Raw genomic sequence first — 14734 nt, 5'->3', positions numbered from 1 at the left:
GATTGGCCGGTTGAGATCCGGTTCCGGTGTCCGGTCGCGCGGGCGGGGTGAGTCCGCTGTGGACCGGTGAGAGCGCGTGCGGCCCCGGTTCCGCCGTTTCGGCGGGGCCGGGGCCGTTCTCGTGCGCGGTGGGGTGCGGCCGTACGGGACGCCAAGGTTCGTGGGGTCGGGTATCTCGCGGTTTCCGGTTCGCCGCCGGAGGTTGGGCGTCGGTCGGCGGTGTCGTACTCGGTGGTGTCGGGAGTGTGGCGGGATCGTCCCGGAGCGCCGCCCGTGTGGTCGGGTCGCTGATACTTTCGAACGACGTTGGTTTCCCGAAGTCCGATCGAGGTCGTCCCCCCGCTGAGACGGAAAGTCCCGCGACTCCCCGTCGCGAGGGCCGAGGCGGCGAAGAGGATCACGACGCAGCGGCCGCCGACCGGACGACGCGCCTGCCTGCCGACGAGGGAGAAGCATGAGCATCACGCCGCACTACCGCACGATCAGAGAGCTGCTGCAGTCCCGTTCCTTCGCGATCGACGAGTACCAGCGGGAGTACAAGTGGGATCGGGAGAACCTCGAAGAACTGGTGAGCGATCTGCAGAACAGGTTCTCGACGTTCTACCGCACCGGCGACACACCGCGGGACGCCAGTGGTTACGGCGACTACTTCCTCGGTTCGATCATCGTGACCAAGCGCGGCAACAAGAGCTACCTGGTCGATGGCCAGCAGCGGGTCACGTCCCTGACGTTGCTGCTCATCCACCTGTACCGGCAGGCACAGGAGCGCGGTCTCAGGGTGACTTCCACGGTGGAGCCGTTGATCTTCTCCGACGACTACGGCGAACCGAAGTTCAACCTCGACATCGCCGAGCGCGTTCCGGTGCTCAAGGCGTTGTTCGAGGGTGAGGACTACGACGCCGAGGGCAAGGACGAGTCGATCCAGACGATCGTCGCCCGGTACAACGACCTCGTGTCGATCGATCCGGCGGGCGAGCTCGGTGACGGACTGGAACCGTTCGTCTACTGGCTGATCGGCAATGTCGGCCTGATCGAGATCGTGACCGAGACCGACGCGCACGCGTACTCGATCTTCGAGACTATGAACGACCGGGGGAAACCACTGAGCCCGGTGGACATGCTGAAGGCGTATCTGCTGGGGGCGGTGGAGGACGCGGACGAGCGGGCGAACGCGAACCGCGTCTGGAAGAGGACTCTGCTGGACCTGACTTCCTGGGAACCCGATCCCGACGCCGAACGCGACGCCACCTTCGTCAAGGCGTGGCTGCGTGCCAAGTACGCCGAGTCGATCCGGGAGCGTCGTGCGGGTGCCATCGACCGCGACTGGGAACTGATCGGCTCCACGTTCCACCGCTGGGTCCGGGACAACACCGACCGCGTCGGCATAGGCGACGCGAAGCGCAACCTAGCCCTGATGACCAGCGATATGCCGTTCTTCGCACGGGCTTACCGGAAGGTGTTGGAGGCCTCGCGCGACTACACCCCCGGCCTCGAGCCGGTGTTCTACAACGCGCACAACGAGTTCACCTGGCAGAACACCGTCCTCCTCGCACCGCTGCGGGTCGGTGACGACGACGAGACCGTGCGCCGCAAGCTCGCGGCGACCGCGACCTACCTCGACATCTGGGTGATGCGCCGTGCCGCCAACTACATCCGGATCAATTATTCGAGCGTTAACTACGCCATGTGGTTGCTGTGCCGCGACATCCGGGGTATGTCGTTGCCGGAGCTGATCGACACCCTGCGTTCGAAGCTGGATCAGGACGAGGCCGACGTGTCGTTCGACGGGAGTTCGAGCCGCTACCGGCACGGCATCGCGGGACTCGGGCTGAACCAGTTCAGCAAGCGCTACATCTACCACCTGCTGGCCCGGTTGACTGCCTACACCGAGCGGGAGGCGGGGAAGCCCGACCGCTTCGCCGAACTGGTGGACCGGAACCTGAGGAACCCGTGGGACATCGAGCACATCTGGCCCGACGACTACGAGCTCTACGCCGAGGAGTTCCCGACTCGCGAGGACTTCGACCTGTGGCGTAACCATGTCGCAGGTCTGGTGCTGCTGCCCGCCGATGTGAACCGCAGCTACCAGGACAAGCCGTTCGAGCGGAAGGCGCCGCACTACGCGAAGCAGAACCTCTACGCGGCGAGCCTGACCAGCGCGGCCTACCAGCATCAGCCCCGGTTCAACTCCTTCGTGGAGCGGTCCGGCCTGCCGTTCCGGCCTTACGAACGGTTCGGCAAGGCCGAGCACGAGGAGCGGAGCAAGCTGGTCCGGGCCCTGGTCGATCGAATCTGGGATCCGGCCCGCCTGGAGGACTACCGGCCCTGAGCGGTGTCTGAAGAATGCGCGGGCCGGTCCGCTCGGCTGATTCCCGAAGCTCACCCGATGCGGTGGTTCCGGTCGCGGGCAGAACCGGGACGGCCCGATCCGGAGGGAAATCCGGGGGCCGTCCCGGTTCGTCCGGGCGGCTCGTGCGGGGCACGGCGGCCGTGGCGGCTCAGTGGGCGCGGGCCGGGTGGCGCGGGCCCCGACCCGGCGGTGGGTCCAGCACGGTCTCGTAGGGCTCGCCGGTTCGGATGGCCTCGGCCATCGCGTCGTAGATCTCCAGGATCAACCGCTTGGTGCGGAACTCGCCGTGGGCCTGCTCGTCCTTGCGGCGCACGATCGGAAAGGTCTCCATGATGTAGTCCACATCGTCCCGCTCGACGCCGTACAGGTGGAAGTACGCCGCGTCCAGCTCGGCACGCAGCAGTTCGCGCCGCTGCTCGTCCCACCGGAACGGCGGGCCCTCATCACCCAGGTCCGCGGCGAACGGCGCCATGTCCCAGGCGGTGTAGGTGAGTTCGAGGACGTTTCTACTCACCCAGGAGCACACGTCCGTCTTCTGATTCCAAGGCGAATATTCGTGGTAGTCAGACGGAGGAAGTACAGGGAGTTGCTGGTACACAAAATAGTTGAGGTGTGTTCCTCCGACTTTAAGTCTAGCCGGATAGTCCAGTGCAAACGCGGTTAAGTTTGCTTGCAGGCAAGCAATAGTGCGAGCGTCTTCCTGGTTTGCGAGCATGATGGGAAGGTTGTTTCCCACCGCTCTCAGTGGGAAAGAGGTAGCGATGGTGGTCCGTTCGTCGGTACTGCGGCAGATGTCGCGCCAGCCGAGGAGCCAGCCGCGGTCCCACTTGCCAGCCAGACGCTTGTCCACCTCCTGGCGGGCCACCCAGTAACGCGGCATGGGAGCGAACTCGGGATCCCGCTTCTCCGCGAGCTCCACGTCGCGCGTCGAATCACCCTCGTAGGTCGCCCAGCGGTGGTCGTAGTGGTGGATCATCTTGGCTTCGTAGAGCGGCAGCATCCGGTCTTCGCCGCGCACGAAGACGTTGCCGTCGAGCTGCCAACCGTCGGCTTCCAGCTCCTCGCGGGTGTGGAACAGGTGCGAGTCGTTGGACATGTGGAACATGGTCGAGAACGACACCCCCCAGGGGTTGCCCTCCGGGGAGTTCTCGTCGACCAGCACCGGAACCCGCTTGTAGATGCCCAGGGTGATCTCGGCGTCCCTGCGGGAGCGGAACACCGGCAGCGTGCCCGTGTTCGGATTCAGCAGCGTGATCTCGTCCGGCTTCAGCGCGAACCGCACATCCGGCTTGTCCAGATCCGCCACCTCGTGGGCGAAGAAGGCGAAGTCCGCGGCCTCCTCCCGCACCTGCCGCCCGCTCATCGTCAGCAGGCAGAACTTGAATCGGCTGTCCACATCGGCGAAGAGCTTGTTGCGATTCTCGAAGTCGTACAGCGAGGCGATGCCGGCGCTTTCCACCAGATCCCGGAAGAAGTACTGGGTGGTGGCATCGGTGGCGATCCCGGTGGGCAGCACCACCCCGGTACGCCCCCGCCCCGAGATGATCGTCCGGTCGTTCTCCGCGAACACCTGGTAGGTGTTCACGTCCCCGCGCCCGGTCAGCGGATAGCGCCCGGAATCGCGCAACAACCGGCTCGTACCGTCCGCGCGGCGACACGCGGCGAGATACTCCTCGTGGAGCTTGCGATCGGCGAGCTCGGAGCTCTCGGCCAGCGCGTCGATGAGCTTCTTGCGCTGATTGGCGTTCGGGGCCTTGGCGATCTCCGCGTCACGCGGCGCGAAGAACTCCTGCTCCTGCAGCTTCACCCGATCCCACGGCGGATTGCCCAGCACGCAGGAGAAGCCGCCGCTCCAGCCGGTCTCCGGATTGTCCGGGGCCTCCCGCTCCGGCACGCGGAAGATGTGCGGGAACTCCAGATGCCAGTGGAAGAAGCCGTACTCGGCGGCCAGCCGCCGCACCTCCTCGGCGGTGGCCGAAGTGAGCAGGTTCTGCTCCTGTTCGCCGAGCCCTTGCAGCTTTCCCTGGGTGACCACTCGATCCCAGGTTTCGGAGGTCTTGTGCTGCACGAACGCGGCACACCAGGCGTCGGCGGGCAGCTTGTCCCGCTCGCGGTGCCGCTTTTCCAGGTTCTCCAGCCGCCGCCGCTGCTCGCGCACCTGCCCGAGCTCGTCCGGCACCGCCGAGGTGACCCGCGAGGTCTCCCGTGCCAGCTCGGTGTTGCGCAGCGGCACACCGCTGCTGAACAGATCGACGTGCCCCGAGTGGTCCTTCTTGTTCTGATTCAGCAGATTCTTGACGATCTGCTTGTCATCGCCGTCCAGCGCCTTGAACGCCGCGTTGGGCACCCCCTCGGCCAGCAACCTCGGCGTGGTTCCCAACAGCGAGTTGCCCACCCGGATGTTGGCGTCCAGGAACGACAGCGGCTTGCCCGGCTCCATCGCCGCCAGCCACAACGCCACCTTGGCCAACTCGGCGGCCATCGGATTCACGTCCACCCCGTGGATGCACCGGGCCACCACCCGGCGCAGCGCCCGCCGCACCACGTCCGGCGAAGGTTCGTCCTCCTCGCTTTCCACCGCCGCCAGTCGCTTGGCGATCCGCCGCGCTGCCGCCACCAGGAAGTGCCCCGAACCACAAGCCGGATCGCACACCGTCACGTTCAACAGCGCCTCAGCCGGGTCGGCCGCCTGCTGCGCCTCGTCCAGCACCGGATCCAACGTGCTGTCCAGCAGCCGCTGGATCAGCGCGTCCGGCGTGTAGTAGGAACCGGTGGTCTTGCGTTCGTTACCGGCGGCGGCCTCCAGCGTGAACGTGTTGTCCGCCGGATCGTGCTGCGGATGCAGCTCCAGCAGCGACTCGTAGACGCTGCCCAACTCCTCGGCCCCCAGATTGCGGAAATCCACCATCCTGCGGACATCGCCGTCCCGATCCTGGAACAGCGACAGCGAACGAACCACCGCCAACAGGTCCTCATTGGCCAGCGCGGCGCGCGGCAACCCGGCCGCGCCGCCTACGGCGGCCGAACCCTCGATCGGCTCGTCGTTGCCGTCGAGATCGAACAGCCCACCCAGGCCGTACAACCCCAGTTCGGGCCTGCCGCCCTCGCGCCCCAACCCGTCGAAGACCAGCCGCACCTGCTGCCAACGATCCCCGTGCCGATCGCCGCGCCGCCTGCGGGCCAGCTCGCGCAGCCGTGCCGAGGAGAAGAACTCCTGATAGCGCTGCCGCACGGTCGTATCGGCATCGGGATCCAGCAGCGCACCGCGGTCCTCGGCGACGAACCAGAACAGCATCCGGTAGGCCAGCCGCAGCAGTGCGTGGTTGTAGCTCATTCGGGAGAGCTCGCCGGAAGCCAGCTTGGAACGCAGCAACCTGTTGTCCGGATGGCGCAGCAGTCCGGTCCCCAACGTCTCCAGAGCGTGCTCCACGCCCTCGCGCAGCCGCTCACGCACCCGGCTGCCCTGCTCCTCGGCGAGCTCGCGCCAACGCTCCAGCCAGCAGGACGCCGGGCCGACAGCCGCGTCGCGCACCTCGAAGCGGGACTGGTGAACCAGCAGGTAAAGCAGCACGAAATCGCTGAACAGCTCACCGTCGAACATGGCCTCCAGATCGAACTCCACGTAGGCGGAGCCGACCAGCGAAGTGGAGTCCCGCAGCAGCCGCAGCCGCCGACCGTTGGACAACACCGCCCACAGGTGCTCGTCCGAGGCGTTCAACAGCTCCTGCACCATCGACTGCGGAGCGGAAGCGGCCGCACCCGCCTGGCCTTTGGTGCGGCGGTCCAGATCCACCCCCCAGCCGAGCAGATGCAGCGGCACGTTCTCCCAGCTGTGGCTGACCGGGAACGCGCGCTCGCCCACGGTCAACCCGCCGCTGGGGGTACTGGGCACCCTGCCGAACTCCAACTCGCGCAGCAGCACCAGCAGCCAGCGCTCCCTGGTGATGCCGGTGGTCGGCGCGTTCTCCCCCGCGCGGTCCAGCTCGGCCTTGAACGCGGACCAGACGCCGGTGAGGTACTCCCACTTGCGGGAGGCGTCCCGGCGCACCGACTCGCCCGGCAGCAGGTGGTAGTCGGTCGGGTCGACGCCGGGAAGATCGGTCCCCTCGACCATCCGGCCGAACAGATCGGCGGGTAGCAGCCCGCCCGCGACGCGTACGGAAGTGAACGAGGGCGAACTCACTGGGCGCCTCCTGACGTATCCGGGAGGTAGACGTAAACGCCGAGCACATCGGCGGGTTTGTGGGCGGTGACGGTGACCTGGCGGCGCACCCGCCTGCCCGCGGCCTCGCGTACCCGCAGGTGCGACTCACGCAGCCGCGCGGCGAGCTCGTCGGCCTTCTCGTCCAGGGTGGGTTCCAGCCCCGGAAGCCCGTCCAACGAGCGGCGCAGGAACTCCCTGGCCTGATCCGGCGGGATGTTGCCGCTGGGCTCGGCCGCGAGCAGCTCGGAGACCTCCTGCTCGGTGAGCCACTCGGGCTCGTCCGGGCGACCCCGGAAAGCCAGCACCTGCGCGTCCTCGGCCACCAGCGGACGCGGCCCGTCCCTGCCCGGCAGGGTGAGATGGAACCGGAACCGCGTCAGCAGCATGGTGGTCCGCTTGGCCACGGCACGGGTGCGCTGCACTCCGCAGCGGCTCGCGGGCCGCTTGTCCGCTGCCAGCAGCGGATCGAGCGCGGAATCCAGCACGTAACGGGCGATGGCGGCCACGTTCGGATCGGTGCGATCCAGGTGTGCGTCACCCGGGGGGATCGGCACGTCCTCGTGGAAAACCAGCGGTTCGCGACGCCCGCGGGACAGGTTCTCACGCAGCCCCACCGGCAGCGGTCCGGTGGTGGCGGTGAACCCGTCGGCGGTGTCGGTCACGCTCGAATCGAGCTCCCGCAGCGACCGCCACACCAGCCGCCGCACTTCCCCGCGGTCGCCCAGCCCGGCGCGGATCTCGGCGAGCTCGCGGGAGACTTCCTCCGGACGGATGGTGCGTTGGGCGTACTTGGTGGGGGACTGGCGTTCCTGCTCGACCGCGCTGTCCCACCGCTGGTTCAGCCCGGCGCGGCTGTCCTCGGCGATGCCCTCCAGCGTGAGCTGCTCCGGATCGCCCCGCCGCAGCAGCACACCCTCCAGCAGCGCCTCCACCACCTGGTCGGTGCCGTCCGGAACCGGGACGGACACCCCCAGCGCCTTGCGGATGCGCTCGTGCTTGCGGATCAGCACGTCCAGCACCACCCCGTCGACACCGTTGTCGCTGCCGTACAAGGTGACCGCGCGCACCACGTCGCGGCGCTGGCCGAACCGGTCCACTCGGCCCTCGCGCTGCTCGTGGCGGGTGGGGTTCCACGCGAGGTCGTAGTGCACCACCGCGTCGAACACCTCCTGCAGGTTCACGCCCTCCGAGAGGCAGTCGGTGGCGATCAGCACCGGACGGTGCTCACCGTGCGCCAGCCGCTCCACCCGCGCCTCACGCTCCTCCGGAGGCAGCGTGCCGGTCACGCAGCGCACGTCCGTCTTGGCCGGAAGCAGCGGGGCGAGATACTCGGCCACGTACTCGGCGGTGTCGATGAACCGGCAGAACACGATGGGGGTGTAGCCCTCGGCGAGCAGCGAACGCACCGTGCTCAGCACCGCAGCGAGCTTGCTGTCCCGTTCGGGTCCCTGGAGCTTCTCGGCCGTGCGGGCCATGTCCAGCAGCCGCCGCCGGTGGGGATCATCGGACTCGTCGGTGTCGTCGGCACCGGGCGTGATGTCGGCGGCCTCCAGCCCCGCGTCCTCGTGGGCCACGTCCAGCACGGCCGTGCGCCCCAGCGCATCCGCCTCGTCCGGGGTGTTCGCGTCGGCGTTGCGAGCCCTGGTGCGCAGCGTGGCCGCGGCGGCCCGCGGCGAAGAGGCCAGGGCACGCAGCAGCGCCAGCGCCGACCAGTACCGCACCCGCTGCCGCACGTTCCCGGAACCGCTGTCGTGTACCACCTCGCGGGCGTAATCCAACACCCGGTCGAACAGCGCGCGGTACTCCCCGGTCAGCGAGTAGGGCTCCTCCCTGGACTGCCGATCGCTGGGGAACGGGGTCTCCTCGTCCAGGAAACGGCGGATGTCACCACGGCGGCGCTGTACGAAATACCGAGCCAGCCGCTCCCGGTTCTCCGGTGACTCCAGATCGAGCTCGGCCAGCTCCGGATCCAGCAGCCCGATCAGGTTGCGAAACCGCTCCTCCTTGCCGCTGTGCGGGGTGGCCGTGGCCAGCACCAGATGCCGCGAGCTGTCCGCCGCCAGCCCTCGCACCAGCTCGTAGCGCTGGGTGGTGCCGGTGTTGCCCTGGCCGTCATCGGTCACGCAGGTGTGCGCCTCGTCGACGATCACCAGATCCGGGCAGGAACGCACGAACTCGTCCCTGCGGCGCTGGGACTTGACGAAATCGGTGGACACCACCACGTTCGGGTACTTGCCGAACAGCGATTCGGTGGTCAGCAGACCGCGTTCCAGCCGGGTGACCGTGCTGGGCAGCACCAGCTCCGCCTCGATGCCCATCTTCTCGTGCAGCTCGCGCTGCCACTGCTCCGCCAGCGCCGGACTGCACAGCACCGCCACCCCGCGTGCCTCGCCCTGGGCCAATAGCTCGGCGGCGATCATCCCGGCCTCGACCGTTTTGCCGATACCCACATCATCGGCGATCAGCAGCCGAGTGACCTCCTGGCGCAGCGCCATCAACAGCGGAACCAGCTGGTAGGGCCGCGGTTCCACCGCCAGCGAAGCCAGCGAACGCAACGGCCCGGCCGTCGAGTGGAACCCGGCGCGCAAGGCGGTGCGCAGCAGCCCCGCGCTGGCCGCGTCCCCGGCCTCCTCCGGCGTGGGGTACGGGAAACTGGCGGGCTCGACCGTCTCCAGCTCGGGAAGCACCGCCGTGCGGTCGGTGTCCGAACCTCCCAGCGGGCGCAGCACCAGGAAGTCCGGCTCGGACTCCGGCAGCACCACCCACTCGCGGCCCCGCGCGGACACGAGCGAGCCCGCATCGAAGGTCGTGGTCACGCGATTCCTCCTGTCGATCTGCCCGCACGGGTCGACCCACCCCGTGCGGAAGTTTCGGAACGCGGTCGCGGCGGCACTACCGGTGCTCGCCGAACACGCTCGGATGGCGCCGCACCGTCTCGGCCCAGTCCTCGTCGTGGCGCACCCGCACGACGTGCCAGCCCAGGTCGAACAGGCGTTCCTCGGCTTCCTCGTCCCGCTCGGCGGTACGCCCGTTGTCGTGCACCGGGCCGTCCACGAAGACCGCGACGCTGCCGCTGGACAGATGGTAGACGAAATCCGGTCGGGTCTCGGCCGCCTCCACCAGGGGCTGTGCCTCGTCCGGCACCCGCAGCTCCCGCTGATCCAGCCAGTGCAGGAACTCCCGTTCCAGCTCGCTGTCGCAGGCCTCCACGAGCCGACGCAGCTGCTCGGTGCGGTCGCGTCCCCCGGACCCGCGCGTCACCCACGCGGCGCGCAGCTTGCGCAGCTGGTCCCGGATCGCGTGGCGGTCGATGTCGCTGTGCACTCCCTGGTTGGAGTAGGACAGCAGGCAGTCGTAGCAGGCCAGCTCGCAGGCCTCCGGGAAGTACTCGGAAGTGCCCAGATCCGCCCCGGTCTCCGGGTCGAAGTGCATCAGCTTCAGCGCCGTCTCGGCGACCCTGGACAACGCGTTCGGCTCGTCCACCAGCCGCCGCAGCACCCCGGCGCCGCCCTCGGCGCTTTCCACCAGCAGCGCACGCCCCCGGTGCTCGTCGTCCGGCAGCAACTCGGCATCCAACTCCGAGTCCTCCAGCTGGAACGTTCGCTCGATGCCGCGTTCCAGGGCCACCATCAGGCTGGTGGCGGTCTTGCGCCGCACCTCGACGGGCAGCCGCAGCACCAGGATGTTGCGGTGATCCTCCACGTAGGGGATGACCTTCTGCCTGGTCACGGCGTCGTCGGTGGAGGACAGCTCGTTCTCGTCGGGAGTTCGCTCGGCCTTCTTGCTGTCGGACAACCACTTGCCGGTGACCGGGTCCAGCCAGTACCCGGTGTCGCTGCGGTCCTTGCGCCGCGCCCGGCCGTAGTTGGTCACCCGGACCGTGGCCGTGTCCCCGTAGGACAGTTCCAGCGCCCGCTCGTTCCCGATGCCCGCGACGGCGTCGATGCGACCGGGCTGGCCACCGTGCTCGTTGAAGCGGTACGAAGTGTGCAGCTCGAAACCGGCGCGCCTGCGCTCCTCCTCGTCGGAGGAGATGCGCTCCCGCCTGCGGGTGTAGACGGTCTGCAACCGCAGCAGCCCCGAAGTGACCGCCCCGAGCTGCCTTCCGCAGGCGTCGCAGACGTCCGTGCCGACATCGCGCTCGTGCAGGTAGCCGCAGCCTCCGCAGAAGCGGGCCTGCCTGGTGTCCAGGGCGTTGCTGCCCGCGCTGGTCGGCGGGGTTTGCACACTGGTCACCTGGTAGCGCGCGCCCTCGTGGTATATGAGCGCACCCGGGCCGAACTCGCGGACCGCGAGGAAGCGCGGACGCTGGAGGTACTCGCCGCCGGTGCTCGCGCCGTGCCTGCCCGGGATGTAGGCCGCCAGCGGCAACCGCGGGAAGGAATACCCCGGCAGGAACCCCTCGGATGCGAGGTAGCGGTACGGGGAGAAGTCGCTCTGCCCGGCGTCGCCCTCCTCGTTGAGCAGCAGCCGTAGCTGGGTCTCCGCGTCCCGCCGCCGCGAGGCGGCGTTGTTGCGCTTCTTCTTGTTCGCCGACTGGTCCCCGACGATCTCGTGCTGCTTCGCCCGCTCGTGCAGCGCCGAACGGTACAGGTCACGCCACCGGTCGCAGGCCCGGTCGAAATTGCGCGGGGCATCCCGCACCACCTGCTGGATCCAGTTGTCGTGCCACCACGAGGTGGTGCGTAGCTGAGGCAGCAGATCCGCGACCAGCCGCTGGGCCTGGGCCACGGCCCGTCGCTGCGCCCCGCCGTCCGAGATAGTCGAGCGCACCTCGTCGAGTAGCTCCAGCGAGGGCTCGTCGCCGTCGAGATCCAGCAACCCCCCGAGCGAGCCCTGCATCCCCTGCCCGGTCTCGGCGAGCCAGATGGCGTGTACGTGGGAACGCAGCAGCTCCTCGTTGGTGAGGTCCAGCCGGGGCGGGGCGACCGAGCCCGCCACCATCTGCTTGCTGTTCCGGAAGTAGTACTGGTCGTGCGCGTTGCCCGGGGCGCAGTAGGTCACCACCAGCGCGGGCTGGCCCGAACGTCCGGCACGACCACTGCGCTGGGCGTAGTTCGCCGGGGTCGGCGGAACGTTGCGCATGCCCACCGCGTTGAGGCTGGCGATGTCGATGCCCAGCTCCATGGTCGGCGAGCAGTACAGCAGCTGCAGCTTGCCGCTGCGGAACTCCTTCTCGCGCTCCTCGCGGAGATCCGCGGGCACCTGGGCGGTGTGCTCCCGGGCCCGCAGGCCCTCGAAGGTGGCGGACTCGCCGCTGTAGAGATCCCGGAAGAACGGGTTGACCCGCGGGCCCCGACCGTCCCGGGTGTTCCGGCGCAGCGGATCGCTCGCCCCGCTGTGCCCGTCGCCCAGCTGCCAGAGGATCCTGCCCGACTTCAACCGGTACCCCGGCACCCCCGACTCCTTCGGGGAGACCGCCTGCAGGAGCACACCGGCGTTGTGCAGCTGTTCCAGCAGGTCCTCGATGACCCGCTGCGCACCGTCCACGTCCAACCGCTCCGCCAGCCCGGGGAACTGATTGTCCCTGCGGAGGAAGCGGCCGAACGCGCCGCGGCCGGACAGGTACAGCTCCTCCCGCTTGTTCCTCCGGGCGCTGGGACCGGGGTAGGCGGTGCCGACGACCGGAGGGTTCTCGTTCTCGGAAAGCGCCCACGGGTCGGACAGGTTCTGGTCGCTGAGCCGTTTGATCTTCTCGAAGCCCTGCTCGGTGAGCGGAGGAGCATCCACCGCCAGCACGCGACGCAACTCGTCCAGCAGGATCCGGCACAGCGACGCGCGGTGCTCCGGGGTGTCCTCCCGCAGCGCCGGATGGCAATCGCTCCAGCGTTCCTCCTGCGCGGCCAGCTCGTCCACCCCGTCGTAGTCGACGCGCAGCAGCCCGGTCTGCTCCAGATTCGGCATGGTCACCCGCCAGCCGCGCTCCAGATCCAGATACAACCGGTACTCGAGCACCGCGCGCAGGGCGCCCCAGGCCTTCTGGCGCAGCTTGGGCGGGGCCTGCGGATCCTCGGCGAAGTCCGACAGCTCCACCCCCAGGGTTTCGCTGACCCGGTGGGCGACCTCGTCGTAGGTGATCACGCCGTCCTCGGCCTCGACCAGCGCGCGGTACAGCGCAGCACGCAGCTGGGTGACCTGGGCGAAATCGTTGAGGTGGCCGGCCTGCAGGCTGGCGTCCTGCCGATTGTCCACGAAGGTCAGCAGCTTGCGCGACTCTTCGCGGAACTCGGGGTCGTCGACCTGCCGCAGGCTGCGCACCACGCTGGAACTGACCACCGACATCGCCGAGCTGCGCCCCTCCGCGCTCAACGTGGCCAGCTTGGCGAAGTCCTGGTTGCGGGTCTGCTCGTAGGTGACCTTGCAGCGCAGGCAGAACTGGAACGGGCTGGGCACGTAGGCGGCGCGCAACCCCTGGTCCCGCGTGGTCTCGGTGCCGTCGACATCCACGTGCACGCTGTGCGGCAGGTACTTCTCGCGGCTGCTGATCAGCGTGGGGACGCCGTCCGCGGAGGTGGTCAGCCAGGAATCCGGCACCCTGCTGTCGGCGAGCACCCGGTCGCGGGTCTCCGGCCAGGTGTGTTCCGGATCATCGGTGATGAAGAGGTAGCCGCTGGCCGCGTCCCCGCCGCCTGCGTCGTTGTGCTGCCTGCTCCGGTACCGGACGGTGCCGTCGTCGTCCTTCTCCCTGGCGACGCTCAGGTATTCCTGGCCGCACTCGCGGCAGAACGCCAGCGACACCAGCGCCTTATCGGGAGCCTCCGGAACCACCTGCTGGTAACGGCTGGTGATGTAGCGCTGCTCGGGAGATTCGATGCTGACGTAGACGTTGTCGCCTTTGGACAGGAACTGGTGGATCCGGAAGGCGAAGGCGGGACGCCCGGTTTCCGGATCACGCACTCGGGTGACCTGCTCCAGCGTGTCCCGAATGGCCCGCCCGCAGCTTTCCTCGTCGAGACCGGTGTCCTTGGCCAGGCGGGAGACGGCTTCGGTGACCGTCCGCGGATCCCGGCGCGTCAGGCGCTTCGTGCCCCACTCCTCTTCCACGCCGAAGAAGGACTCCAGCCAGCCCACGAGCGGGTCGTTGACCACCGACTCGTAGTTCGCCGCGGGGAGTAACGAGTTCGCCACCCGCGCGCGCAGCTCCAAGCGTTCCGGATTCGTCTCGCGCGTGGCGCGCCGCAGCGTCTCGGTGATGATCCGTTCGGGAGAAATGTCCGTGCTGAACAGCCGGGAAGCGACCTCGGCCACGTCCGCGCGCTGCCGCTGGTGGTCCTCTTCGGTGGACATGGTCGCCGAGGTGCCCACGCACTGCAGGTTCTCGGCCGAGCAGGAGTCCCGCAGCCTGCGGGTCAGCAACGCGACGTCGGCGCCCTGCCTGCCCCGGTAGGTGTGCAGCTCGTCCAGCACCAGGAAGCGTAGCCCCCGCGCGGCCTGGGTGAGATGCTTCCGCTCGTTGGGGCGGGTGAGCAGCAGCTCCAACATCATGTAGTTGGTGAGCAGAATGTCCGGCGGGTTCTCGAAGACCCTGCGGCGCTCTTCGTCGGAGTTCTGACCGGTGTACTGCTCGAAAGTGACCGGCTCCCCGTTCTCCGGGTAGCCGTGCTTGAGGAACTTCGCCAGCTCCTCGCGCTGGCTGTTGACCAGCGCGTTCATCGGGTAGACCACGATCGCCTTGATGCCGCTCCTGGCGCCCTCGTTGTCGCGCATCCGCAGCACCCGGTCGACCACCGGGATTATGTAGCCGAGGCTCTTGCCGGAGCCGGTTCCGGTGGTGAGTACGTAACTGTCCCCCTCGGCCGCGGTTCGGATGGCGTCCAGCTGGTGCTGGTGCAGCCGCAGCTCCCGCTCGCCCGGATCGTCGACGGAGTTCTTGATCCGGAAGATGTTCGCGCACTCCGGATGCAGCGTGCCGTCGCGCACCAGATCGGAGATCGAACCACCGTGCGCGAAGTTCGGGTTCAACGACAGCCACGGGTCGGGCCACTGCTCCCCCGAGTCCATGCGGCGCGTGACGTGCTCGTTGAGTCGCCGGTCCCGCGGGTTCACGAAACTCGATGTGTACTGGCGGTAGTCCTGGATGAGTTTCTCACGAACCCCGAAGACGTCCATGCCTGTCAGTCCTGTTCCGAAACGACCCCGTCGCCGTCGTCCCGAGAGATGTGTCCGGACGAGGCGAGACC

General features: G+C 68.4%; 4 protein-coding genes. 1 reads left to right on the top strand and 3 read right to left on the bottom strand.

The window, feature by feature from the left end:
- The first annotated feature begins 454 nt into the window (after positions 1 to 454).
- Positions 455 to 2329: a DUF262 domain-containing protein gene (locus BLQ75_RS13675; protein ID WP_092602289.1), complete on the top strand. Its 1875-nt coding sequence runs from the start codon at positions 455 to 457 to the stop codon at positions 2327 to 2329.
- A 169-nt stretch (positions 2330 to 2498) separates the two neighbouring features.
- Here the strand turns inward: BLQ75_RS13675 and BLQ75_RS13670 are convergent, their stop codons facing one another.
- The 3 genes from BLQ75_RS13670 to BLQ75_RS13660 all read right to left on the bottom strand — a co-directional run bounded on the left by BLQ75_RS13670 (position 2499) and on the right by BLQ75_RS13660 (position 14663).
- On the bottom strand, positions 2499 to 6533 hold the full coding sequence (locus BLQ75_RS13670) for an Eco57I restriction-modification methylase domain-containing protein (protein WP_092602286.1): 4035 nt from the start codon (positions 6531 to 6533) through the stop codon (positions 2499 to 2501).
- Entirely contained in the window at positions 6530 to 9370 is a 2841-nt protein-coding gene (locus tag BLQ75_RS13665) for a helicase-related protein (protein WP_092602284.1), read from the bottom strand. The genes BLQ75_RS13670 and BLQ75_RS13665 overlap by 4 nt, the downstream gene beginning before the upstream one ends.
- Before the next feature lie 76 nt (positions 9371 to 9446).
- Positions 9447 to 14663: a DEAD/DEAH box helicase gene (locus tag BLQ75_RS13660; protein WP_092602282.1), complete on the bottom strand. Its 5217-nt coding sequence runs from the start codon at positions 14661 to 14663 to the stop codon at positions 9447 to 9449.
- Between the last annotated feature and the right edge of the window lie 71 nt (positions 14664 to 14734).

Source organism: Actinopolyspora xinjiangensis (assembly GCF_900104475.1).
Taxonomy (GTDB): domain Bacteria; phylum Actinomycetota; class Actinomycetes; order Mycobacteriales; family Pseudonocardiaceae; genus Actinopolyspora; species Actinopolyspora xinjiangensis.
This window is presented reverse-complemented; position numbering and strand designations above follow the sequence as displayed.

Bases quoted from the DNA above. Each gene is read 5' to 3' on its own strand.
- BLQ75_RS13675 (WP_092602289.1), top strand. From the start codon at position 455: ATGAGCATCACGCCGCACTACCGCACGATCAGAGAGCTGCTGCAGTCC.
- BLQ75_RS13660 (WP_092602282.1), bottom strand. From the start codon at position 14,663: ATGGACGTCTTCGGGGTTCGTGAGAAACTCATCCAGGACTACCGCCAG.